Consider the following 24174-nt stretch of genomic DNA (forward strand, 5'->3'; position numbering starts at 1 on the left):
ATGGGTTAGCTGGCCTGGGGGACGGGATTGGTGATGAGGCGCCCATGATCGATGATCCAGCAATGGTCAGCGATCGCCGCCATATCTCCCGCATCGTGGGAGACGACAAGTAGGCTCCACTCCGTTTTGAGTTTGCGGAGGACGCTCACGAGTTGTTGGCGCATTGACCAGTCTAGACCCGCCGTAGGTTCGTCGAGCATGAGCAGGAAGGGTTGTCGGATCAGTTGTACGGCCAGGGCCAGCCGCCGTTGTTGGCCGCCGCTGAGGGCTTGGGGGGAGGTATTGCGGGGCAAGTGATTGAGCCCGACTTCCTGAAGGGTTTGTTCGATGCGATCGCTCTTCACATCAGGATGGCCCAACCGCAACTCTTCCAGCAGGGTGCCCCCACAAAAATGCCGTTCAGGAAACTGGAAGACGAGCCCCCCCAACTGCCGTAGATCGTCAGGGTTCAGTTCCTGATCGCGCCACAATACCTGGCCAGAGGTTTGCTTTGCTAAACCTGACAAGATTTCTAGTAAGGTGCTCTTTCCGGAGCCACTAGGGCCGATAATCAGGCCCATTTGCTGAGGGCCTAGCTCCAGGTTGATGTCTTGTAGGATGGGGTTTGGGGTAGCGGCTGGGTGATAGGCCAGGTCTTTGACGCGAAGCATTCGGTGTCAGTCTAAAAGGCTTTATCCATTGTGGCAAACTCTGAGATACCCGCAAACAATCAGGGGTTCGTGGTATTTGTCTGGGGAGGGCTAAAATTCCAGGGTTTGCGATCGCCACACGACAGTAAAACATGAACTTTAGCCCTAGTCCTCTGTCAAGAAGTTTTTGAGGGGTCGTAGACCCCTCAAAAACTTCTCAGATTTAATGTTCAAGTGTGGGGGTACCCCACACTTGAACATTGACAGACCACGAGTTGGTTGGGTCAGAGAGACTATAGCCCTATAAAAAACGCCTAGGTCTGAGTGCGTAGCGCTATAAGCTGGCCTGACTAGATAACTGATGAACTAAGTTTGGGATAGGCGAAGTACCTGTTTTTGGGTGTGCTTCCCAGGCGAAATTCATGTTTTTGAGTGCTACGCAATATGCAGCACTCGATGGCGCATCCCACTTTTGCAATCTGGAAACCCATTTTTGTAAGTGAAGCGGGCTTCGCCCGCTTCACTTACAAAAATGGGATGCGCCCGCACTCGAAAATATCCTGAATCCAAACTCCGGTTATGAACGGTAAAACAGGTCGCAAGATTTTGCTGAAAAGGCTTCGGATTGTGTCTTTCCAAAATGTTATGACAGATGTAATTTGTACCTCTCGGCGAGTTTGAATCCTACCTTTTAGAATGGCGTGGGAACCCTTGATAGGCCCCTTTTCGTCAATGGCACCAGCTGAGCCCCGACGGGTGACGCTGCCCTCATCCTCCTCTTATGCAACGTCGCACACGGTCTGAAACTATGGTTGACTCTCAGGTTTTTCGGGGAGATCGCTCCCCTAAGAGCAAGTTTTTGGAGCAGGGGCGCTGGAAGCCTCTGAAGCGATGGGCTGCTACCTTTGTGGGCGGCTGTGCGATCGCCCTCAGTCTGTTGGGTGAAGCGGCTCTGGCCGATCCCTTCCGTGCGGCTCAACCCCACGCTGTGGGTGAGCAGGCCGAAGCCGCCTTCAATGCCATGTTTAAGGAGGGTGACTATAAACAGGCTCGGGAACTGCTTCGCACGGCCGAGGATGATGAGCCCCTGACCCATGCCCTGCGGGCAGCGATCGCTTACCTGGGCGAAGATTGGGACATTTTAGAGCGCAGCAGCGTGCGCACCCGCGAAAGCGCTGAGGCATTGGTTGATGCCGATCCGCTGCGAGGTCATCTTTATATTGCGGTAGGCCACTTCCTGGAAGGGGCGTATATTGCCCACGATCAGGGCTTGCTGGAGGCAACACCTACCCTGCTGCGGAAACTTCAGCAGGTGTTTAGCAACCTCAACGATGCTGAAAAGATTAACCCCGATGACCCAGAACTGAATCTGGTGCGTGGCTTTATGGATCTGATGCTGGCGGTAAACCTGCCCTTTTCAGACCCAGCTCAGGCGATCGCCCGTCTCCAGGAAAAAGCTGGCCCAGACTATATGGCAAACCGGGGAATTGCAATTGGATACCGCGACTTGAATCAATTTGACGATGCGATTCGGGCTGTTGATTCTGCCCTCGCAGACACTCCAGATAACCCTGATTTGCTTTACCTCAAAGCCCAAATCCTGGTACGCCAGGGGCAAGATCAGGCCAGCCTGGATTATTTTCAGCAAGCTCTGCAATATCGCGATCGATTGGTAAAACAGGTCGGCAACCGCCTGGCCTGGGAAGAGTGCCGCACACGCAACCGAATTGGCGGAGTGCCCGATGCGGAAAGTCGGACTCAATGCAGTGCTCTCATTAATTAACCTCAATTTGGGATCAGCCCAAACCTCATTTTGGTGTGCGCCAAAATGAGGTATCTCGAAGGGTACGCCCCTCGGAAAAATCCCTTAATTCAAGCTCAGGTTCATTTAAAAGGAGAGGCGAACGAAGTTCGCCTCTCCTTCTACGAAGGGAACGAAGCCCTATGCCTATGCCTGTACCGTGAACCCGTTCCGGGATAGGTCGGGGCTGCCCGTCAGAACTGCAAACTGGCCGCCTGAGCCAAAACCACTTTGGCTACCGTTTTCGTTGTAAAACAGACGGCCATTGCTGGTGTTGTAGACAATTAGCGCTCCACTACGGGTTACTGCAGCATCCTCGCTGACTCTGGCAAATTCGCTTGAGCGAAGCCCCTCGCCCACCCCACTCTGAAGTTTACGGAATACCGTTTTATCTAGAACGATGCGATCGCCCTCATCCCCGGTAAAATCGGCGATCGTGTCCACCCCAAGCCGGGCCTGGCTGAAGGATTGATTCGCTGTAAAACGGAATGCATCGGCTCCATCGTTGCCCACTAAGCGGTCATTTTCCCGGCCTCCGACCAGGGCATCGTTCCCCTTACCACCACGCAGGGTATCCTTCCCGCTGCGGCCATCAATCCAATCTGCACCATCCTGGCCATTGATGGCATCATCGGAATTGTTAAACCCGCGTACCCAGTTGGCACGATCGTTTAAAAACGTGGTCGTGTCTCGCCGCCAGAGGGTTTGCCGAGACGAGTTGGCATCAAATACGTCAAAGCTGTCGCGTACTTGCCTCTGCCCATTGAAGATGATGTTCCCCAGCCCTGAAGGGAAGTTCTCCAGGTTTTCCAGGGCAAAATCCTGCAATACGATGCGGGTGTTCGCAACTCCCTCAAAGGCCAGCACCAGATCCGCACCTTGTTGTTGCAGCAACATACGACGGGGATCTAACCCAGAGCCAATAAGCCTCAGGGTATCCAATTCAGCTTTTTCGGTTGTGCTGAGGGAACCTGTACCATAGCCACCGAAATTCGCAATTTCTACCGTTCCATCTCCGGTACGTACGGTAAAGCTGCGTCGTCCCCCTGCCCCAGATAGCGTTGGCGTTTCGCTGCTGGGGTCAATTGCCCAGACGCCATTTCCCGCGATAAACATGAGCTGCCCATTGACTACAGCGAGCCCACGGGGGTAAGAACCTGCGCTACCTGGATTCAGGTCTGCAACGAGAGAAGTGCCGGCTGCTGTGCCATCAGTAACCCAGAGTTCAAACCCATGGGATAGGTCATAGCCTTGGAAGTATGTTTTTCCAGCCAGCGAGGTAAAACCAGACGGGACGGTTTCGTAATAGGCGTTGCCACCTTCGTTCGCCTCGAAGAAGTCATCGTCACTGACCCCTGCCATTAAACGACGGGTACCCGCTGCTGTTCCATCCGTTACCCATAACTCGTTGTAATTGGCGTTGAAAAGAACTCGGCCATTGGCCATATAGAAGTCAAAAGGGCGAGAGCTGCCACTGGCATTCAGATCTTTCAATAACTGGGTGCCTGCTGCAGTGCCATCGCTGATCCAAAGCTCCGAACCACCAGCAGCGTTTGTGCTGGAGCGGAATATGGCCTTACCATCCAGGATCGCCGGGACAACAGTGTTGTAATTAGGTGGCCGATCTACCAGTTCAAAATCGATATCAGCTAGACGTCGAGTGCCGGCTACCGTGCCATCTGTAACTCCCAGGAAGCTGGTCCCTGCAAAGAAAACTTTGTCACCAGCCGCGATCGCCCCCACCCCTACTTCATAAAAATCGGTGTCATACAGCTTTTGGGTACCCGCAGTCGTACCGTTGGTAATCCACAGATCCATATTGCCGTCCTGGTCACCGGCAAAAAACACCATGCTGCCGTCCGCCGTGTAAGTTCCTCGGTATATCTCGCTTACGGACTCTGGACCACTTCTAATGTCTTTGAGCAGGTGAGTGCCTGCTGCTGTTCCATCCGTGACCCAAAGCTCTCTTCCTACGGTTTCGTCGTAGGCTTTGAATATCAGACGATTGCCAACCTGCCCTAGAAGGGATGGGTATGACGAAACATCCCCCTCTGCAATATCCATTAAGAGTTGCGTACCTTCGGGGGTGCCATCGCTGATCCAAAATTCCCGCCCGGTGGCATCGGTGTAGGCCGAGAATAGGAGGCGACCGCCCAAGACAACGAAGTTATTAGAGTCGGAGCCTTTCTCAGGTGATGTATTGGGTTGCAAATCGTCTAAGACCCGGGTGCCGGTTTGAGTGCCATCACTAATCCAGGGCTCAAAGGCTCCATCGGTCCCAAAGGAGAAGACCAGTTTCCCGTCGAACACTGTGGGCCGTTGGGTTTCCAGGCTGAATTCGAGCTCCTGATAGGTACCAGGATTTGGCCCCGAGAGCCGTCGGGTACCCGCATCAGTGCCATCGGTAACCCATAGGTACGCGCCCCCCGGAGTGGCCCCTGTGCCTTGTTGGTAAGTGAAGAAATAGACTTGATTTCCAATGCTTCCAACTGTGCCGATCAAAGCTCCAGTGTGGTTAATGGCGCGGGTACCCTCTACGGTGCCATCCAGAACCCAGAGGTGGCGATCGCGTACACCTTCATCAGGGTAAAGATCATCGCTCTCTTCAACAGCAACGTAGGTTAGATCATTGACAGCAGTAAAGCTGCTACTGATGTAAGCGGTACCAGGTGCGAAATTCAGGATTTGGAGTGGAGCTGTGGACATATTGCCTCCCAAAGAATGAGGGTTTTGGCCAACCAAATAGATTTAAGAAAATGCTCGGGCCAACAACCAAAAATTAATCTTGAAGTTAAAACGTGTCTGAAGCCTGCCGAAATGGACTGATTTTCTATGAAAATGCGCACAAAGATTACTGCCTCAAACATTTTCTGTAGAGGCAAACTCAACATATGAAGAAATGAGCGATTACAGTCTCTCTATTTGGGCGTATTTACAAAGAAACCCTGATAGTTTGAAAACCAATAAACCAACACAAACGCTCTACCAAAAGTTAGATATTGAAAGCTCTTACCTTTGGCCTATGAAAAGGGCTGGCAAGACAAAATCTATGCCTTTTGGGAACCACCACGACATCATTGCAATAAACGTACAATACGTATCTTTACAGAAGAATCCGTAGTAATACTTACTCTCATGCCCCTAATTTATCTCAAGAAATGTGTTGCTTCAAATAGCCTTGACAATTTCTTTACAGTAATTTCATCTGTCTTTAGAGAGGTAAATAAGGAGATATTTTCTAGTAACTAATGAAATTAAAAATTATTCCTTAAATGTTCCGTTCAGGCCTCGCTTGCTCGTGATGGGATCGTTATCTTAATCCTTGGAGTTATGGGTTTGTCGCCATGGTGCTGATACACACCCCAGATTGGGTTAAACATGCTGTTTTCTATCAAATTTTCCCCGATCGCTTTGCCCGGGCTATCCCTCCTGGCGGGCCATTACCTGCAGAACGGGTGCCTCTTGAACCGTGGAATGATCCGCCTACTTTGCAGGGTTACAAAGGCGGTAATTTCTGGGGCATTATTGAAAAGCTCGATTATTTACAAGATCTCGGTTTTACCGCTATTTACTTTACGCCCATTTTTCAATCCACCTCAAACCATCGCTATCACACCCACGATTACTATCAGATTGACCCCCTATTAGGGGGGAATGTGGCTTTTGAGAAGCTACTCAATGCTTGCCATGCGCGAAACATGAAGGTGGTGCTAGATGGTGTGTTTAACCATGCCAGCCGGGGCTTTTTCTTCTTCAATGACATTCTTGAAAATGGCTCCTTTTCCCCCTGGGTAGATTGGTTCCAAATTGAGAGCTGGGGCTTATCGGCCTACGATGGATCTCTCCCCGCTAACTATGTTGGTTGGGCTGGGAACCGTGCTCTCCCTGTGTTCAATCACAAAAATCCTGCTGTGCGCGACTACATTATGCAGGTGGGCGAACATTGGATTCGCCAGGGAGCGGATGGATGGCGTCTAGATGTACCCTTTGAGGTGAAAGAGCCCGGATTCTGGCAAGAATTTCGCGATCGCATCAAAGCTGTAAACCCCGAGGCCTACATTGTTGGGGAAGTTTGGGAAAACGCCACCGAATGGCTAGAGGGCGACCAGTTTGACGGGGTAATGAACTATCCGTTAACGGCCGCTAACATCGCTTTTGTAGGAGGCGATCGCGTCGTCATGGATCTGGTGCTGGACCGTTCCTATGAACCCTACCCAGCCCTCTCTGCTCAGGGCTATGCCGAGAAGGCTCACGACATCTTCCACCGCCATCCCTGGGACATTGCCCTGACCCAGCTCAACCTGCTGGATAGTCATGACACAGCTCGTTTGTTGTCGATTGTGGGGGGCGATCGCCCGGCCATGGAGTTGGCAACTCTGCTGATGTTCACCTCCCCCGGTGCCCCCTGCGTCTACTACGGCGACGAAGTGGGTCTGGAAGGCTGGCTCGACCCCGACTGCCGCCGAGGTTTCCCCCCAGAAGACGAGTGGGACCGGCAAGTGCTGGACTACCATCGTCGTCTGATTGCGTTGCGGCATCAGTATCCCTGTCTCCGGTTAGGCGGCTATCGCATCCTGTATGCTGAGGGCCTGGTCTACGCCTTTGCCCGTCAACACCAGGGTGAGACGCTGATTGTGGTCGTCAATGCTGACACAGAGCCACAAAAAGTGGCCATCACCCTCAACGAAACTATGGACTCTGTCTCTCAACATGTTCTCTACGGCTCCGGAACCGTAGACCGGCAAGGAGATACCCTCCATATTTCCCTTGGAGGCCGTCAGGGGCTTGTAATTGCCTAGTTACGGGCTTGAGTGACAACCATTCAGAAGAAGAGGACGGGTGCAATGCATCTGTCCTCTTCTCTTAGGAGATTTCTGAGAAACAATATCCCCATTATTTGGAAAAAAGGCGCGGCGAAGCCGCGCCTTTTTTCCAAATAATGGGGAAGTTCTTATCTGGAAATCTCCTTAGACCTACTGCGTGAATCGTTATACCAATCTAAAGACCAAACCAGTGCAGATGTTTGTAAGGAAATGGTTCTACGAGCCATTTCCTTACAAACATCTGCACTGGCTTCTGTTCAAATTGGTATTACAACATGAAGCCGTGCAACGATTCACGCAGTAGGTCTCTTGAATGGCTGTATTAGCTTTAGAGCGCGTAGCGCCTAGAACCAGAGTGCGTCAGGCCATCACCTGAGTCGGGTTGACTATTGCTTGATTAATTCAACAATGGCTGTGACTAACTCTATGGGATCAACGGGTTTAGGGATGTGAAGTTGATAGCCTGCGGCGATCGCCCGCTCCCGATCTTCCTTACGGGTAAAGGCTGTCAAAGCAATGGCTGGAATGGTCCCTCCAACGCCTGCTTCCCAGGCTCGTACCCGGGACATAAAGACATACCCATCTTCCTGGGGCATCCCAATGTCAGACAGAATGACCGCGGGTTTCCACGCCGTAATCGTTTCAAATGCCTCTGCTGCAGAGCTACAGCTTTTAACCTCAGCCCCCTGTTGCATCAGCACGGCGGCGATAAATTCGCGGGCATCCCGTTCATCGTCAACAACTACGACCCGCACATCGGGTAGTTTATTGGCTTCCAAAACTGACAGATTTGGATTTTGGGTGGTTAGAGCCTGGGGCGATCGCCGCCGTATTGACGGAGATATTGTGGTGATGGGAAAGCGAAGAGTAAAAATTGCTCCTTGGCCGGAGCCGGGGCTATCCGCCTCAACTGTGCCGCCATGCATTTCCACTAGATGCCGAACGATAGCCAATCCCAGTCCTAACCCTCCAAATTCCCGAGTCGTCGAACTGTCTGCCTGACGGAAGCGGTCAAATACATGGGGCAAAAACTCTGGCTTAATGCCCCGACCCGTGTCGCGAATCACAACCTCGGTAAACGAGTCAATCGATTGCACCTCAGCCGTTACTTGCCCTCCCCGTGGGGTGAACTTGACCGCATTAGACAACAAGTTCCACACGACCTGTTGTAAGCGGTTTTGGTCCCCCATGATGGGCTCTATGGTGGACAACCGATGTAGATACAGCTCAATATCTTTGGCTTCAGCCGCATGCCGAATGGAGTCCATAGCACTGGCAACCACGCTGGAAAGATCCAGGGGCTGGGTTTCGAGCCGCAGTTTACCGGTAATAATCCGCGATGTGTCTAGCAGATCATCCACTAAATGGGCTTGAACTTTGGCGTTACGCTCGATGGTGGCGATCGCCTGCTCCATCTTCTCCCCTTCTAATCGCCCCGTTCGCAGTAGCGTACTCCAGCCCAAGATGGCGTTCAGCGGCGTTTTCAGTTCATGGGAAATGGTAATTAGAAATTCATCTTTCAGACGGTTGGCGGTTTCTGCCTCAGCCCGGGCTGCCTCAGCTCGGGCTAAGTGCTCGGCTCGCTCTTGCTCCCGTTGGGTCAGCAACTGAGCCGAACGCTCCAGCGCTTTTCCCAACAACGCTACTTCCAGAATGGCTGAAAAGCCAACTTTGGGGTCTTCCCCTTGGGCGAGGGCTTCAGCTCCGGCTGTTGCGGAGGCAATGCTACGAGAAATGCGATCTGAGAGGGCGAGCGCTCCTCCAATACTGAACAATAACAAGACCACCCCCGAGCCGACTACCAATCCCATGGCTTGCCGCGCCGGACCATGAACGACATCGATGGGAACAATTACCGCCGCCGTCCACCGAGAATCGCTCAGCCGATGAAAGGCCATATAAACCCGTTCACCTTCTAAGCTTGTATTTTGGTAGATGCCTTCTGTGCTAGAGGCAATTTGTTCTAGAAATAGGGGTGTCCCCCGTTGCCCCACAAACCGTTCAGGCGAGCGGGTACGGGCAACGACGATGCCAGCACTATCAACGATGGTGCGAGTCCACTCGCCATCAATGGGAGCCTGAGTTTCTACCGTACTGGTCAGAGCTTGGGGGGTAATGACGGCTGTCAGAACGTACCGTAATTCACCATCACGAAGTACAGGCACCCGAATGGGAAAGGCCATGGTTTGAGTAAGCGTACCAACGGCTAAGTCTCCAATCGCCGGCTTACGAGTCTGTACGACGCGCCAAAAGCTACCTCGCTCATTGATGGACGGCAACGGTTTGCCAAATGGCTGTCGAGCATTAACTAATTGCTGGCCGTTGGGTGCAACCAGAACGATGGTCATCCAGGTGGGCTGGGTTTTCAGAACCCTTCGGATCTCGGTATGAAAGCCCTTAAGGTCATCCTGCTCCAACCTTTCAGATTCAGCTAAAGCCTGGAGAGTTCTGACGGTGCTGGAGGTTTCTTGTTCAACCGTCTCCGCTAATGTACGGGCCGCCAGAACTGTGCGCCGTTCAGTGGCTTCTTGCTCCTCTATGGATAGCTTCTGGACAATGACAACGGCAAACAAGGCTACGGGCAGTAAAGACCCCGCGATCAACACCACGAGGTGCCACTTAAGGGGCCAAGGCTGGCGGCCTATCTTTTGGAAAGGGTTCTTGCGGAGACGCAATGCGCTTCTTGCTGTGGGAGGATTCTAAACTTATCTATTCTGTCATGCCCTCTGGAGAGATAAATAAAGTGGGTAGCCAAAATGCTTAAACTAATAAATCGGCTCGAGGGTTAAAAGTCTCGACCTGGCGGAGTTTTTCGTAGAGTTCCTTTTCGGGTTCGCTGATGTCACGGGGAACCAGCACCAGAACTTCTACAATCTGGTCGCCCCGTCGCCCTTCAATGGGATAGCCCTTGCCCGACATCCGCAATTTCTGGCCACTGCGAACTCCCGCAGGAATCATCATTTTGACCAGGCCATCTAGAGTTGGCACTTCGATCGCTCCCCCCAGCACCGCTTCACTGGGAGTAACCGGAATCTGGCAGTAGACATCGGCCCCCTGAAGGCGGAAGAGGGGATGGGGAGCCAGGTTGATTTTGAGAAACAGATCGCCGCCATTCACGCCCTGGCCTTTCAGTCGAATTTTCTGACCGTCCAGCATACCAGCGGGCATGTTGACCTCGAGCGATCGCCCATCCTCCAGACGAATCCGCTCACGACCTCCCGCATAGGCTTTGTCTAGCGGTACGGTGAGACGAGCTTCGGCATTGCGGGGGGTAGCGCGGGGCACCGTGTACGCTGTTTTGCTGGTACCCGGTCGATAGGGGTCACGCTCCGCAGCAGGACGCGGCGCTCCGACCTCATCATCCCGACGGTTTAGGAGTTGATCAACGAAGGTGTTGAAGTCGCGATATTGACTAAAGTCGACCTCGTCAGGCGCTTTACGGGGGCGATCGGCCCATTTGCGAGTACGAGTGGCCGCGTTACCTGCCGTTTGGAATCCACTTTGTTTCCAAAAACGACTGAACTGGTCATACTTGGCCCGCTTCCCGGTGTCCGACAGAACCTCGTAAGCTTCGCCAATTTCCTTAAACCGTTCCTCCGCCGCCTGATCCCCTGGATTCAAGTCCGGATGGTACTGGCGGGCCAATTTACGGTAGACTCGCTTGATTTCTTCAGGGGTTGCGTCCTTCCCAACTCCTAAAATTTGATAGTAATTCCGAAAATTTTGCATTCAAGTAGCACAGGGGTAAGACACGAAAGGTTAAGGCAGACAGCGGAAGGTAGATGCCCCGTTACAGCCAGTTGTCGTCATCATCGTCGTCATCCCAAGCACCCCGACTGCGGCCAGGCAAGGGGCGATCCTCCACAGGGCGACGGTCAGAGGGGGCTGGGGGTAAGCTATCACGGCGGGCATCGCTCGGTCGACGATCTCCATTATCGCGATTCTCGCGATCGAGGTTACGCGCTGGCTCACGGCGACTGGGGGAGTCGCTCCAGGCATCGTCGTCATCCCACCGTTCAGTTGGCTGCTGAACAGGACGGTTCGTGGGACGAGCTGGGGCATCCCAATCATCCGAACGGTCCGTGACAGGACGGTTAGCAGGACGGGCTGGAGTATCCCAGTCATCGTTGCGATCGCGCCGGGCAGCGGGGCGTGCCGGCCGTTCATCCCGACGACTCTCATCCCAACCATTATTACGAGGAGGGTTAGAGCGGCGGTTATTGCGATCGCCTGTGGGAGCATCCCAATTATCCCGAGCAGCCGGACGGCGATCGCTCGTAGGCTCATCCCAATCATCGCGAGCGGCGGGGCGACGATCTACCGGATTGTCCCAATTATCCCGAGCCGCAGGACGGCGATCGTTGTTGCTAGACCACCGATCACTGGGGTTATCCCAGTTATCCCGAGCGGCGGGGCGGCGATCTACCGGGTCATCCCAATTATCTCGAGCCGCCGGGCGACGGTCATTTAGCGGATTGTCCCAATTATCCCGAGCGGCCGGACGACGATCAGTGGAGCGGCTGTCCCAGTTGTCGCGAGGTGCCGGACGGCGATCGCTACTCCAGGGATCACGACGCTCATCCCAGGGATCACGACGGTTGCCCCAGGAGTCGCCGCGCTCGTCCCAGCGGGAGTTGTAGTCGCGATCGCTGCGGTAGAAGAAATCGTCGTCTTCCTCATCTCCAAACAAGGTGCGCTTGATGGAGCCCAGGATCCCTTCGCCTTCCTCCTCCTTATTGAAGTCGTAGATCTCCTGCTGCAACTCGTACAGGGCATCGCGTAGGTCTGCCTCGGCGACGTCAATGCTGCGATCGTCGTCTTTCTTGAGGGCGTCGCGTAGCTCTTGAACCAGGTTCTCGATGCGGCGACGGTGGTTGCTGGCAAACTGCATGCCAAAATCTAACGCCACTTCCCGCAGTTGCCGTTCAGCCTGGTAGGTGAGTGCTTCGGCACGGGTACGCTTCTCGACCTGCTCCCGCCGCTGACGGTCTTGCTGGGCAAACTTCTCGGCGTCCTGAATCATCCGCTGCACTTCATCTTCAGCCAGGGTGGATGCTCCCTGGATGGTGATGCCTTGCTCCCGGCCTGTGGTTTTGTCCACTGCCGTTACTTGCAGAATGCCATTGGCATCAATGTCGAAGGAAACCTGCACCTGAGGTACCCCTCGGGGAGCCGGGGGAATCCCCATCAGCTTGAAGCGGCCCAGAGATTTGTTGTCCGAAGCCATTTCACGCTCCCCTTGCAGGGCATGAACTTCCACCATCGTCTGATTATTCTCGGCGGTGGAAAAGATGTCGGAACGCCGCACCGGAATTGTAGTGTTACGGGGGATCAGCTTCTTCATCACCCCACCAATGGTCTCCAACCCCAGGGATAGGGGGGTTACATCCAGCAGCAGAATGTCGCGCACTTCCTGGGTCAGGATGCCTGCCTGGATCGCGGCACCGACTGCCACCACCTCATCAGGGTTAACGTTCTCGTTAGGCTCCCGGTCGATGAGCGATCGCACCAGCTCTTTCACCATGGGCATGCGAGTGCTACCCCCTACCAGCACCACCTCATCAATATCGCTGGGGCGAAGGTTAGCGTCGCGTACAGCCTGTTTAACCGGACCCCGCAGACGGCTGACCAGATCGGTGCACAGCCCTTCAAACGTGGAGCGGGTCAATCGGGTTTCTAAATGCTTTGGCCCATCTTCCGTGGCGGTAATAAAGGGCAAGTTGATTTCAGAAACGCTAACGCCCGATAGCTCAATCTTGGCTTTCTCGGATGCTTCCATGAGGCGCTGAAGGGATTGGCGATCGCGCCGCAAATCAATATTCTCTGCTTCTAGAAATTGGTCCGCCAGCCAATCTACAATCTTCTTGTCGAAGTCGGTACCCCCAAGCTGGGTGTCTCCGGCTGTAGCCTTGACCTCAAACACACCATCCCCGACTTCCAGGATAGAGACGTCGAAGGTGCCACCCCCCAGGTCGAAAACTAGAATGGTCTGGTTGTCAGCTCGATCCAGCCCATAGGCCAGCGATGCGGCGGTAGGCTCGTTAATAATACGCTTGACTTCCAGCCCCGCAATACGGCCTGCATCACGGGTGGCCTGACGCTGGGAGTCGTTGAAGTAGGCCGGCACCGTGATAACGGCCCCCGTGACCGGTTCCCCCAGATAGCGGCTGGCTTCATCTGCCAACTTCCGCAAAATCATGGCAGAAATTTCTTCGGAAGCAAATTCTTTTTCGAGACGGGGACATTTGATTTTGACGTTGCCGTTTTCGTCGCGCCGCAGGGTATAGGGTACGCGCTTCGAGTCGGGGCTAATTTCGCTGTAGCGCCGACCGATATAGCGTTTGACCCCATAGAACGTATTTTGAGGATTGAGGACTGATTGGCGACGAGCCATCTGCCCTACCAGGAGTTCTCCCTCCTTGCTGAAGGCCACCACCGATGGCGTCGTTCGCATTCCCTCGGCGTTGGCAATGACGATCGGTTTCCCGCCCTCCATGACGGCAACTACAGAGTTGGTTGTGCCCAAATCAATGCCGACGACCTTGCCCATGCGTAGCGATGCTCCTCGCGAGTATCGTAATGTTGCGAACTGCTAATTCATCCATTCTATATTGCCAGCGTTTGGGCAATGAACGTGGGTGGTTGAGATACGGATTTCCTCCTTTTTTATAGTCTCGATCTTGTCGACTGAAACCCGTACGGTAGGCGCACTGCATGCGATGTCCTTACCATAGGGGTTTCAGCTTATACAGCATCTTCCGGTCTGGTGGGGTGCCAGGGGTGGATGTGGGACAAAGCCCCGTATCTGTGCTCTCGTCCCTCACCAGATTCAGAAAGGGTTATAAATCTATTTTCGGAAATAATGCCAGCTAGCACTGGATTGAGACACGGATGGGCATCCCCCTGGATATTTACATACTCTATCGATTGCAACGGGAAGAGGCTGGGTGTGAGCATTTTCTTCTGCTAAAAGTTGAGCGGCCTGGTTTTCGGAATGCCATTGAGCCAGAGTATGAGGCGGCGATCGCTACAGCAGAGCATAAACAAGCTCATTTGCTGTCCATTTACCAAACCCAAGTCTTACCCCACGAATGCCCAGGTAAGCACTTATTAGCACGGGTCGGCGAACTCCAATCTCGACCGGTTGGCGAGGAATTGCTAGAGGATGGCGGAGGGTTTTACGTTGAGCTGTGGGTAGCAGAAACCCGGTTTGGTCATCCCTGGGTTGTGATGGGTACGGCCAGGAATGAGGAGGAATTCTGGCAGAGAGTTGAGGAGGATGAGGACCTGGTGAGCCTGGGAGCAATCAGACCTGCTGTGAAGCGGCGGGTCTGGTTTCTAACGGAGCATCGGAAAGCGGGTTAAAGGTGGGCGATCGCCCCTAACGCGAATACATTCCCCTTCAGCTGTAGCCCTGTTGCGCAACAGGGCTACAGCTGAAGGGGAACTTTATAAAAAAGGGCGCTCCCCGAAGGAAGCGCCCATCAATTCATTTTGGCTCGATACAGACTAAAGATTAACCGTTGATAGCAGGAGCGGTCAGAGCGACAGGAGCAGCCTCACCAGCAGCCAAGTCGAGAGGGAAGTTGTGAGCGTTGCGCTCGTGCATCACTTCCATACCCAGGTTCGCGCGGTTCAGAATGTCCGCCCAGGTGTTCACTACCCGACCCTGAGAATCCAGAATCGACTGGTTGAAGTTGAACCCGTTCAGGTTGAACGCCATCGTGCTGATACCCAGCGCGGTGAACCAGATTCCCACTACAGGCCATGCACCCAAGAAGAAGTGCAGTGCGCGAGAGTTGTTGAAGGACGCGTATTGGAAAATCAGACGACCGAAGTAACCGTGGGCTGCCACGATGTTGTAGGTCTCTTCTTCTTGTCCAAACTTGTAACCGTAGTTCTGAGACTCAGTCTCGGTGGTCTCACGCACCAGAGAAGAGGTCACAAGAGAACCGTGCATCGCAGAGAATAGAGAACCACCGAACACACCCGCTACACCCAGCATGTGGAAGGGGTGCATCAGAATGTTGTGCTCTGCCTGGAACACGAACATGAAGTTGAAGGTACCAGAGATACCCAAGGGCATCCCGTCAGAGAAGGAACCTTGACCGATGGGGTAGATCAGGAACACTGCGGTTGCGGCTGCAACAGGTGCAGAGTAAGCAACGCAGATCCAGGGACGCATACCGAGGCGGTAGGACAGTTCCCACTCACGACCCATGTAGCAGAAGACGCCGATCAAGAAGTGGAATACAACCAGTTGGTAGGGACCACCGTTGTAGAGCCACTCATCGAGGGAAGCAGCTTCCCAGATGGGGTAGAAGTGCAGACCAATGGCGTTGGAAGACGGAACAACCGCGCCAGTGATGATGTTGTTGCCGTAGAGCAGAGAACCTGCAACAGGCTCACGGATACCGTCGATGTCCACAGGAGGAGCCGCGACGAAGGCAATGATGTAGCAGATGGTGGCGGTGAGCAGAGTGGGGATCATCAGAACGCCGAACCAGCCTACATAGAGGCGGTTGTTGGTGCTGGTGACCCAGTTGCAGAACTGCTCCCACACATTGGCGCTCTCGCGCCGTTGAAGGGTTGTTGTCATGATGAATTAGTGCAAGTAAAGGACGAATTGACTTGGGTTATGTATGTCCTAATATTAACCAGGCCGTTAACTTTTGTAAAGTAGTTTTAACGGAATTGTTGGGAAATCTCGTCCAATAGGGGCGGTTTTCCGGACTGAACCCTGACGCCATATGGTTTGTACGAGATACAGCAGTGTTACAGAACTTGTAGAAGGAGAGGGGTAGAGCTTCTCTTCTTCTACAAACTGTCTGGCGATCGCCGGCCACGATACCTGACCTCAGTGCATCTGGAGCATTTTTGTTAGGGGTAGTGTGCTTTGCACACTACCCCTAACAAAAATGCGTGAGCCCTCCAGGTGAGCTATTAAATTGCATTTGGGAAATAATGGCGCATGATGGCCTCATAGGCTTCGTTCACCCGTTGGGCGCGCTCTTTGCTGCCACCTGTATCGGGGTGGGCCGTTTTCATAGCCTGGCGATAGGCATGCTTGAGGGATTCCAGGGAGATGGGTGTAAAGGGGCCGATGTTGAGCACGGCCAGGTAATCGCTGAGGGCATTGCCGGGGCAGCGCTGCTGGGGGTTAGGCTGTTGGGAGCTATAACCTGAGCGGGAGCCACCCTGCCGTTGTTGCTTGCCGTGTTGAACGATTTGTTCGAGAGCGGCGATCGCTTCCGTCTCCCACCCAAACAGCTTGAACACCTCTCGAAAGCGGCCCACCTTTTTACTTAGACGTTCTAACTCCTGGAGCCAGGGGTATTGGGGATGGGTTGCCATCTGCCAGAGGGCTTCGTAGGCAGAGTAGCCCCCGATCCTGTAGATGTAGTAGCGATCGCCAGTTCGAGGATCGATATGGCAGCCAAACTGATGCAGCACATCGGCTCCACTGAACCCAATGCCATCCTCACCGTGGATTAAATTATAGAGTTGAGCCAGGGTAGAGTTCAGGCGACGGGCCCAATCTAATTCACACAAGGCGATCCAGTCAGGGGTAAAGAATAGGGGTGTTTCAGCATTGCTTTCCCGATGGCTGTTGCTGTACTGCTCATAGTCGCCCACGGTGCCAAAAGTTTCCTTGATGCGCTGGATCCATTCCGTTTCTGAATGGGGAGACGGAGTTTCTTCAGGAGTGTCCCACTGAGCTCCTAGTTGGTCCAACTGAGATTGGAGGGCATCCATACGTTCCGTTAGACGGGTGGCGATCGCCTCCATCTTCTCAGCGACCTGGTTCACCATCTGACCTACAACCATAGCGGCCTGAGCTTCCAGTAGCTCTCGGAGCATAGTGGGATCAATGGGGGGCGTGGTAGGGGCCGGTGGTGGGGGTGACGAACTGGCTTGAATGCGGATTTCTAGCGATCGCTGGTGCTCCGTGAGCTGCTTGAGGGTTTCTGTCAATGTTTGAATTTGCTGACCCATCTGCTTCAACATATCCACCTCAACGGGCAGGTTGAGCTGCCCTAAGGAGCGTGGAGTGCGGCGGGTGTAGAGGAAGCGATCGCCCTCCTCTGGCTGAAAGATCAGTAAGTCCGCTTCAATGCCAGGTTGGGCGTTGTTAAAGACGAGGGTAACCTTTCCAGATTGATAGCCGAATTTGCCTGTTTGCCAGTCTTCTATTAAAGTTTTGCAGAACAGGCGCAGGGGAAAGTCGGTAGCTTGCTTACCCAGTTTGATTTTGCCTTCTTCAAAGCGCACAAAGCGCCCGGAAAGGTCGGCGATCGCCTCCTCCAGGGTCGCTGCCTTAAGCAGATGATTAACTTTAATTGGCTTTACTGGTGCAGCCATGCCGGACATTGAATGGGGTCAGCGTTGCCGCGATTTTATTGTAGAAAGAAACGTTTAGATGGCGGGGAAATTAATGAATAAGTTTAAATCTTTTGAGGGCAAATCATTGGCTACTGTTTTAAGTACAAAACTAGTATAAAGTTGTTGGTGCCAATTGTTTTCCCCTAAAATACTGTTTTTCAGTAAACAACATCTAGGGCTCTTTTTGAGAGAAGCCGTTCTTATAAAGCATTTTCCGGCCTAATGAAGTACGAGGGAGGGATGTGGGACGTCGCCCCACATCCCTCCCTCGTATTTTGTTAAATTAGAAGTTAGATCTAGCTCAGTTCAATTAATCACAAAATCCCAAGCTTACTCAGGTATTTCTAAGAAACAGTTTTGAACAGGTGAAACAGCAATAAGATTCTTAACTTATATCAGAGTAAATCTGAAGCTTGATAGATTGGACGGTACATTGCATATAGGGTACAGCATCCAATTCATCAAGCTTCAGATTCAAAAGTTGTTGACAAAATGCTTGGGAAGACTTTCAGTCGTCAATTTTTTTGAGCAATAAATGCAAAAAATAATGGCTTAAACATCCCCTAAATGGAACAGATTAAAAAAATACTCAAAATCTTAATGTGTTAACTGATTGACATATTGGGACTATACGCGATACATGATGGGTTCAACCGTTATGTTAGTGGTTCACAATGCAAAGTTTTTTGAATACAAAAGCCTCTACCCGGAGGAGACGGCATGGATGGTAGCTTAATTTTGTCTAACATTCTGAATCCGCCGGTTCTGTTTTTCTTTCTAGGAATGACGGCGGTTCTTGTAAAGTCTGATTTGGAAATTCCGCCTCCTGTTCCCAAACTCTTATCCCTGTATTTGCTATTTGCAATTGGGTTTAAAGGAGGCGTTGAGCTGATCAAAAGTGGAATCACTCAGGAGGTGGTTCTGACACTTCTGGCAGCTATGTTAATGGCATGTTTTGTCCCGATCTATACGTTTTTTATCCTCAAGCTGAAGCTTGATAATTATGATGCGGCGGCGATCGCTGCCACCTACGGTTCTATTAGTGCCGTTACCTTCATCACGGCCAGCGCATTTCTGACAGAATTGGGCATTGATTTTGACGGGTACATGGTGGCCGCCCTGGCGTTGATGGAATCCCCAGCTATCATCGTGGGCCTGATTTTGGTGAACTTGTCATCAACAGAAGAAAAGCGTGATGTCGCCTGGTCTGAGGTTTTGAGAGAAGCCTTTCTGAATAGTTCTGTGTTCCTGTTGGTAGGCAGTTTGTTGATTGGGGTTGCTACTGGAGAGCACGGTTGGCAAGTGCTAGAGCCATTTGCCCAGGGTATGTTTTATGGCATCCTCACCTTCTTCTTATTAGATATGGGGCTTGTCGCTGCCAGAAGAATTAAAGACTTGCAAAAAACAGGTTTTTTTCTCATCTCATTTGCGATATTCATTCCAATCCTCAATGCTGGCCTTGGTTTGCTAATTTCCAAGCTGATCGGGATGCCTAAAGGAGATGCCCTTCTATTTGCTGTTCTCTGTGCCAGTGCTTCCTATATCGCGGTTCCAGCGGCAATGCGAATGACGGTTCCTGAGGCCAATCCAAGTTTATATGTCTCAACGGCGTTGGCAGTGACATTTCCCTTCAATATTATTGTGGGAATTCCGCTCTATTTATATGGCATTGAGTTTCTGTGGAGATGAAACTATGCACGAAGTTAAACGAATAGAAATTATTGCTAACTCCTTTGAGCTTGGCAAAATTTTGGATAGTTTAGATAAGGCCGGTGTTCACGGCCATGCCGTCATCAGAAATGTTGTGGGTAAAGGGTTGCGCGAGGGTAACGAAGACCTTGATATGACCATGCTGGACAATGTTTATATCATTGCGTTTTGTTCACCTGATTTGGTTAAGCCCGTTGTCGAAAATCTCCGACCCTTACTGAATAAGTTCGGGGGAACCTGCTACATTACGGATGCTCTAGAGATTCGTTCAGTTAAGTGTGTTTCATCTTAGGGACTTCTTGTTGATAAAACGTTGTCTATTTCTAGCGATTTCATCAACCTGAAAAAGTTACTGTTTACCGGTTTTACCGGATTATTCCCGGAGGTGGTTAAGGGATGAGTTTATCGCAGCACTGGATGGAACGTCGTGACTTTTTAAAGCTCGGTGTCGCTGGGGCAATGGGTCTATTCGTAACAGCAGCAGAATCTGTTCTACGGGTGCAACCTGCTCAAGCAGATACTCTACAGCTTGAGCCCGATATAGCCCTACAACGGTTAATTGAAGGAAACGAACGCTTTTCTCAGCATCACCCGCAGTATCCTGACCAATCTCAACGGCGTGTGCGAGAAGTTGCTCAGACTCAACATCCCTTTGCGACCATCCTGAGTTGTGCAGATTCTCGGGTGCCGGTTGAGATTGTGTTTGACCAGGGGGTTGGGGATATTTTTGATGTCCGAGTTGCTGGCAATATTGCCACCCCTGAAATCTTAGGTAGCATTGAGTATGCTGTTACTCTGTTAGGCACGCCTGTGCTCATGGTGTTGGGGCATGAGCGCTGTGGAGCTGTGACCGCTGCAGTTCAAAACGAAACCTTACCCGGTGATATTGGTAGTTTTGTAAAAGCCATTCTGCCAGCGGTTGATCGCGTTAAAAACAAGTCTGGTGATGCGGTTGAGAATGTGGTTGTCGCTAATGTGCATTACCAGATTGAACAGTTAAAGCGATCGCCCCTCCTGACCGAACGTCTACAATCGGGTGCTTTAAAAATCGTAGGCGGTCGCTATGATTTAGACACAGGCCGCGTCACCATTCTTACCTAAAGAGGGGCTCAGTTCCCTTTCCTATCACTACTCTGGTTAGAACAGGTTATTTGAAAAGCCACGCTTAGCGCGGCTTTTCAAATAACCTTCCTGGTTCTTAGCATGTCGTGCCATACACTATCAGATTGCCATTATTATGCTCCTCAACTTTCGGTAAACCCGTAAAAGGAGTGTAGTAATCTCACCTGCTATTCCTGAAGCGGTTACAGGATGATCAAGGAAGTCAGAAACCTGAATTTAATGCGAGCTGGAGTTTGGGTTTCTACATGTTCCCTTCGTGCTTACAGGAATTCTGCTATGAAGACGGAAACCCGTTCACATGTGGCGTACAGCCAGTTTATCGAGCAGGTTAAATCCTCCCAGGTGCAACGGGTGACCATCAAACCCGATCGCATTGAATACAACCTCAAGCCTCAGTTTGGTAGCCACGCTTATTACACCCAATCATCCGGGCAAGGTGAAGACCTTCCAACCTTGTTGCGTAGTCATGGAGTCCCGTTTACCACCGTTCCTGATAGTGCTTCAGCGACCGCAGCAGGGCTTTTGAGCCTGCTTTCGGTTGGGGTGTTAGCGGGTATGGCTACCTGGCTGATGAAATCGGCTAAGACGGGTAACGGCCTGGGCGTAGGCGTTGGCATGGGTAACAGCAATGCGCGGGTCTATAACCCTGGTAAAACTGGAACTACTTTTGCTGATGTTGCGGGTGTAGATGAGGCCAAGCAAGAGCTGAAAGAAGTCGTTGACTTCCTGGCTAATGGTGAAAAGTACCGGAAGATCGGGGCCAAAATTCCTAAGGGCGTCCTTCTGGTTGGGCCTCCGGGAACGGGTAAAACCCTTCTGGCAAAAGCTGTGGCTGGGGAAGCCGGAGTCCCTTTCCTGAGCATGTCGGGTTCAGAATTTGTGGAAGTGTTTGTGGGTGTAGGTGCGTCCCGAGTACGCGACCTGTTCAATCGGGCTAAGCGGCAGGCTCCCTGCATCGTCTTCATTGATGAATTGGACGCAATTGGTAAAACCCGGGGTGCAAATCCCATGGGCGGTAATGATGAGCGGGAGCAAACCCTGAATCAGTTGTTGACGGAAATGGATGGTTTTGACGGCAATGATGGCGTCATCATGATTGCAGCCACCAACCGCCCTGAGACCCTAGACCCGGCTCTGCGTCGTCCTGGTCGTTTTGACCGACAGGTCTTAGTCGATCGCCCTGACAAGAGCGGCCGTCTGGAAATCCTACAGGTTCACGCTCGTCCCGTTGTTCTGGGTGAGGATGTGAATTTGGAGGTGATTGCTACCCAAACCGCAGGTTTCGCTGGAGCTGACCTTGCAAACCTGGTCAACGAAGCAGCTCTTATGGCTGCCCGTAACAATCGTCAGGCTGTGCTCATGGCTGACTTTAAAGAAGCGATTGAGCGGGTCGTTGCCGGCTTGGAGAAGCGATCGCGCATCCTCTCTCCTCTGGAGCGACAAACTGTTGCTTATCATGAAGTCGGCCATGCTCTAGTGGGGGCTCTGATGCCAGGTGCGAATAAGGTGTCCAAGATCTCCATCGTGCCTCGTGGGTTAGGGGCGCTGGGGTATACGATGCAAATGCCGGAGGGCGATCGCTTCCTGCTGCTCGAAGATGAGCTACGGGGCCAACTCGCCATCCTCCTGGGGGGGCGCTCTGCTGAAGAAATCATCTTTGGCAAAGTCTCCACCGGTGCTAGCGATGACATTCAGAAAGCAACGGATTTGGCGGAACGGGCGATTACTCAGTACGGTATGAGTCGCACCCTGGGCCCTGTTGCCTTTGATCGAAATTCGGCGCAATTTCTAGACGGAGGTAGCTCTCGTCGTTCAATTAGTACGGAAGTTGCGACGGAGATTGATCGCCAGGTCAAGCAGACGCTTGATAAAGCCCACGGTATGGCACTTGAGATTCTGCAACTCAACCGCAGTCTTCTGGAAGCAACCACCCAAATCTTGCTGGAAGAGGAAGTGTTGGAGGATGCCCAGTTAGAGGCCATTTTGTCGCAGGTGAAGGCTCCTGAAGGATTGGCTGCCTGGTTGATGAAGGGATAGGAATACGTGTGAGCGATTGAATTACAAACAACTCAATCGCTCTGCTTTGAAAGGGTTGTCATGTGAAACATGGCAACCCTTTTGCTACTAAAGTGCCTGGAAAGGTGTGGGGCGCTCTAGACACCGGGTGTTTTTAGAAACACCTGGTGTCTGAGTTTGTGGAAGCTCAACAAATGGCTCTAAAAAGAGCAGGACTTAGGCATTTGGGTTGGTTGTGGTGTGCGAAGCCACCACAACCAACCCAAATGCTCTCAATATAGTGGGCTTGCGTAAGCCCCAAAGAGGTCTTGAAAGAGAGCTTCCGTCGAAGATCTGCCCATCGTTTCTATCCTGTGGAAGACGAGAACTGGGCGATGCTTGTTTAAGCTACTGAATGAAACGGAAGCTCAGCAATATCGATTAGCTGGTAAATCTTTTGCAGGTTTATTTAAGAAGCTAATACTAAAGCATTACTGCTGAGCTTATAGACATCTTCCAATTCATGTCTTCATTGGATTTTGTTACGTCAGTTCATTTGTTTAAAGGGTAGAGCTATGACAACTCCTGTATTCCAATCGCTTAAGGCGATCGCCAAACGTTTAACGATGCTGTTTGTCGGTGTCGTCATGTTTTTAAGTCTTACCCAAACTGCTGTATTAGCGGCTTCTCGTGCTGACGCTGAGCCTGTACGTGTACCTGGTATTACCGAGCCTATTCCGGGTGAAAATCTCGCTGAGATGCGGGAACAACGGCGCGAGTGGCAGAGCAAAGCGTCTGCTCTCCATGAAAACAAGAACGATGAGTCTGAATCGCTGGGTGAAGCGATCAAAGATAAGCTGAATATTGATGAACTGGAGCAAGGTCATTATGACCCTGAGCGTGAACTTGAGAAGTCGCTGGAGCGCGATCCTCTGGGCTCTCGCTAAACCATAGGAAACTGAAAATGGGACGGGTTATCCCCGTCCCATTTTTCCATGCAGATTGAGTGCGATCGCCCATCAAGCAACGTGATCCGGTTCACGAAACTCGAATCCGCACCAACCAATTTCAGGAACCAGGTCAGGGAATGGAGGTTCTTGTTCAAGAGGAGTGAGCTGGATAATGTAGCCAATGTCTGGAGGTCCAGGACGATGAGTCTTGTACCATGCTTCCATCGCCTCATATCGCTGCATCCTATCTTCCGCTTCGATAAACGGGTGGAGAAATACCTGGACGGTCATGCTGGATAAGTAAGCATAAACATTGACCTGATATTCTCCAGGTAGCACATCAATGACCTGAAAAAATTGGTAGTTGGGCTCAGGAGGACGTCCTGATATTGCGTGAGCTAAATCTTCTTCATCCCCTCCACCACACTGAAGAATCAATTTGCCACAGGGAATGCTTAACTTCCAGGAGATTCGGCCAATCCAATCTCGTTCTTCTGCTTCGGTTAGGTCACCTAAAACAAAAATAGTGTGATTGTCTAGTGCACAATCACCATCGAAGAATAATGGAATACAAATTCCTCGTCTAAGCACATCTTCAATGTGTGATGGCTCGGATTCACCCAGGATAGTTGCAAGTTCCTCTGGTTTAAGGCCACTATTTGCCAAACTGGATGACGTTAATACATAGTAATACCCATCGCAGAAGAAGTCTTTTGCTATTGGGATCAACTGCCGTTCAGACATGTTTTATATGTTCCCGT

General features: G+C 51.9%; 16 protein-coding genes. 8 read left to right on the plus strand and 8 right to left on the minus strand.

The window, feature by feature from the left end:
* Positions 1–5: 5 nt before the first annotated feature.
* Positions 6–650 carry an energy-coupling factor ABC transporter ATP-binding protein gene (locus H6F91_RS13920; RefSeq protein ID WP_190771473.1) on the minus strand — a complete coding sequence of 215 codons (645 nt, stop codon included), beginning with the start codon at positions 648–650 and terminating at the stop codon, positions 6–8.
* Positions 651–1437: 787 nt separating this feature from the next.
* Here H6F91_RS13920 and H6F91_RS13925 point away from each other — a divergent pair.
* The gene (locus H6F91_RS13925; protein WP_190771472.1) at positions 1438–2412 is read left to right on the plus strand and encodes a Sll0314/Alr1548 family TPR repeat-containing protein; all 975 of its coding nucleotides are present in this window, start codon (positions 1438–1440) and stop codon (positions 2410–2412) included.
* Between the two features lie 165 nt (positions 2413–2577).
* Here the strand turns inward: H6F91_RS13925 and H6F91_RS13930 are convergent, their stop codons facing one another.
* Positions 2578–5136 (minus strand): ELWxxDGT repeat protein, encoded by a 2559-nt coding sequence (locus tag H6F91_RS13930; RefSeq protein ID WP_190771471.1) that lies wholly within the window; start codon positions 5134–5136, stop codon positions 2578–2580.
* A gap of 641 nt (positions 5137–5777) precedes the next feature.
* Here H6F91_RS13930 and H6F91_RS13935 point away from each other — a divergent pair.
* Positions 5778–7229 (plus strand): alpha-amylase family glycosyl hydrolase, encoded by a 1452-nt coding sequence (locus tag H6F91_RS13935; protein WP_190771478.1) that lies wholly within the window; start codon positions 5778–5780, stop codon positions 7227–7229.
* A gap of 410 nt (positions 7230–7639) precedes the next feature.
* On the opposite strand, the gene H6F91_RS13940 is transcribed toward H6F91_RS13935, so the two are convergent.
* The 3 genes from H6F91_RS13940 to dnaK all read right to left on the minus strand — a co-directional run bounded on the left by H6F91_RS13940 (position 7640) and on the right by dnaK (position 13803).
* Positions 7640–9862 carry an ATP-binding protein gene (locus H6F91_RS13940; RefSeq protein WP_190771470.1) on the minus strand — a complete coding sequence of 741 codons (2223 nt, stop codon included), beginning with the start codon at positions 9860–9862 and terminating at the stop codon, positions 7640–7642.
* A 151-nt stretch (positions 9863–10013) separates the two neighbouring features.
* Complete coding sequence (locus tag H6F91_RS13945; RefSeq protein ID WP_190771469.1) at positions 10014–10982, minus strand: J domain-containing protein; 969 nt, start codon at positions 10980–10982, stop codon at positions 10014–10016.
* A 61-nt stretch (positions 10983–11043) separates the two neighbouring features.
* Positions 11044–13803, minus strand: a complete 2760-nt coding sequence (gene dnaK, locus H6F91_RS13950) for a molecular chaperone DnaK (protein WP_190771468.1) — start codon at positions 13801–13803, stop codon at positions 11044–11046.
* A 341-nt stretch (positions 13804–14144) separates the two neighbouring features.
* Between dnaK and H6F91_RS13955 the strand changes: the two genes are divergently transcribed.
* Positions 14145–14618, plus strand: coding sequence for a hypothetical protein (locus tag H6F91_RS13955; RefSeq protein WP_190771467.1), 474 nt, complete (start codon positions 14145–14147; stop codon positions 14616–14618).
* 151 nt (positions 14619–14769) lie between these two features.
* Here H6F91_RS13955 and psbA read toward each other — a convergent pair whose 3' ends face one another.
* Both psbA and H6F91_RS13965 read right to left on the minus strand, forming a co-directional pair.
* Positions 14770–15852 (minus strand): photosystem II q(b) protein, encoded by a 1083-nt coding sequence (psbA, locus tag H6F91_RS13960; protein ID WP_190770234.1) that lies wholly within the window; start codon positions 15850–15852, stop codon positions 14770–14772.
* A gap of 344 nt (positions 15853–16196) precedes the next feature.
* Complete coding sequence (locus H6F91_RS13965; protein WP_190771466.1) at positions 16197–17615, minus strand: J domain-containing protein; 1419 nt, start codon at positions 17613–17615, stop codon at positions 16197–16199.
* 741 nt (positions 17616–18356) lie between these two features.
* Between H6F91_RS13965 and H6F91_RS13970 the strand changes: the two genes are divergently transcribed.
* From H6F91_RS13970 to H6F91_RS13990, 5 genes are all read left to right on the plus strand, one after another.
* Positions 18357–19325, plus strand: a complete 969-nt coding sequence (locus H6F91_RS13970) for a sodium-dependent bicarbonate transport family permease (RefSeq protein WP_190771465.1) — start codon at positions 18357–18359, stop codon at positions 19323–19325.
* Between the two features lie 4 nt (positions 19326–19329).
* On the plus strand, positions 19330–19638 hold the full coding sequence (locus H6F91_RS13975; RefSeq protein ID WP_190771464.1) for a P-II family nitrogen regulator: 309 nt from the start codon (positions 19330–19332) through the stop codon (positions 19636–19638).
* Between the two features lie 104 nt (positions 19639–19742).
* Entirely contained in the window at positions 19743–20447 is a 705-nt protein-coding gene (locus tag H6F91_RS13980; RefSeq protein WP_199307824.1) for a carbonic anhydrase, read from the plus strand.
* A gap of 297 nt (positions 20448–20744) precedes the next feature.
* A complete protein-coding gene (ftsH, locus tag H6F91_RS13985; RefSeq protein ID WP_242035784.1) occupies positions 20745–22505 on the plus strand; it encodes an ATP-dependent zinc metalloprotease FtsH in 1761 nt (586 codons plus the stop codon).
* Between the two features lie 533 nt (positions 22506–23038).
* Positions 23039–23410, plus strand: coding sequence for a hypothetical protein (locus tag H6F91_RS13990; RefSeq protein WP_190771462.1), 372 nt, complete (start codon positions 23039–23041; stop codon positions 23408–23410).
* Positions 23411–23482: 72 nt separating this feature from the next.
* On the opposite strand, the gene H6F91_RS13995 is transcribed toward H6F91_RS13990, so the two are convergent.
* Positions 23483–24157: a hypothetical protein gene (locus H6F91_RS13995; protein WP_190771461.1), complete on the minus strand. Its 675-nt coding sequence runs from the start codon at positions 24155–24157 to the stop codon at positions 23483–23485.
* Between the last annotated feature and the right edge of the window lie 17 nt (positions 24158–24174).

The sequence above is a fragment of the Leptolyngbya sp. FACHB-8 genome, assembly GCF_014695575.1.
In the GTDB taxonomy this organism is placed as follows: Bacteria; Cyanobacteriota; Cyanobacteriia; order Elainellales; family Elainellaceae; genus Vacuolonema.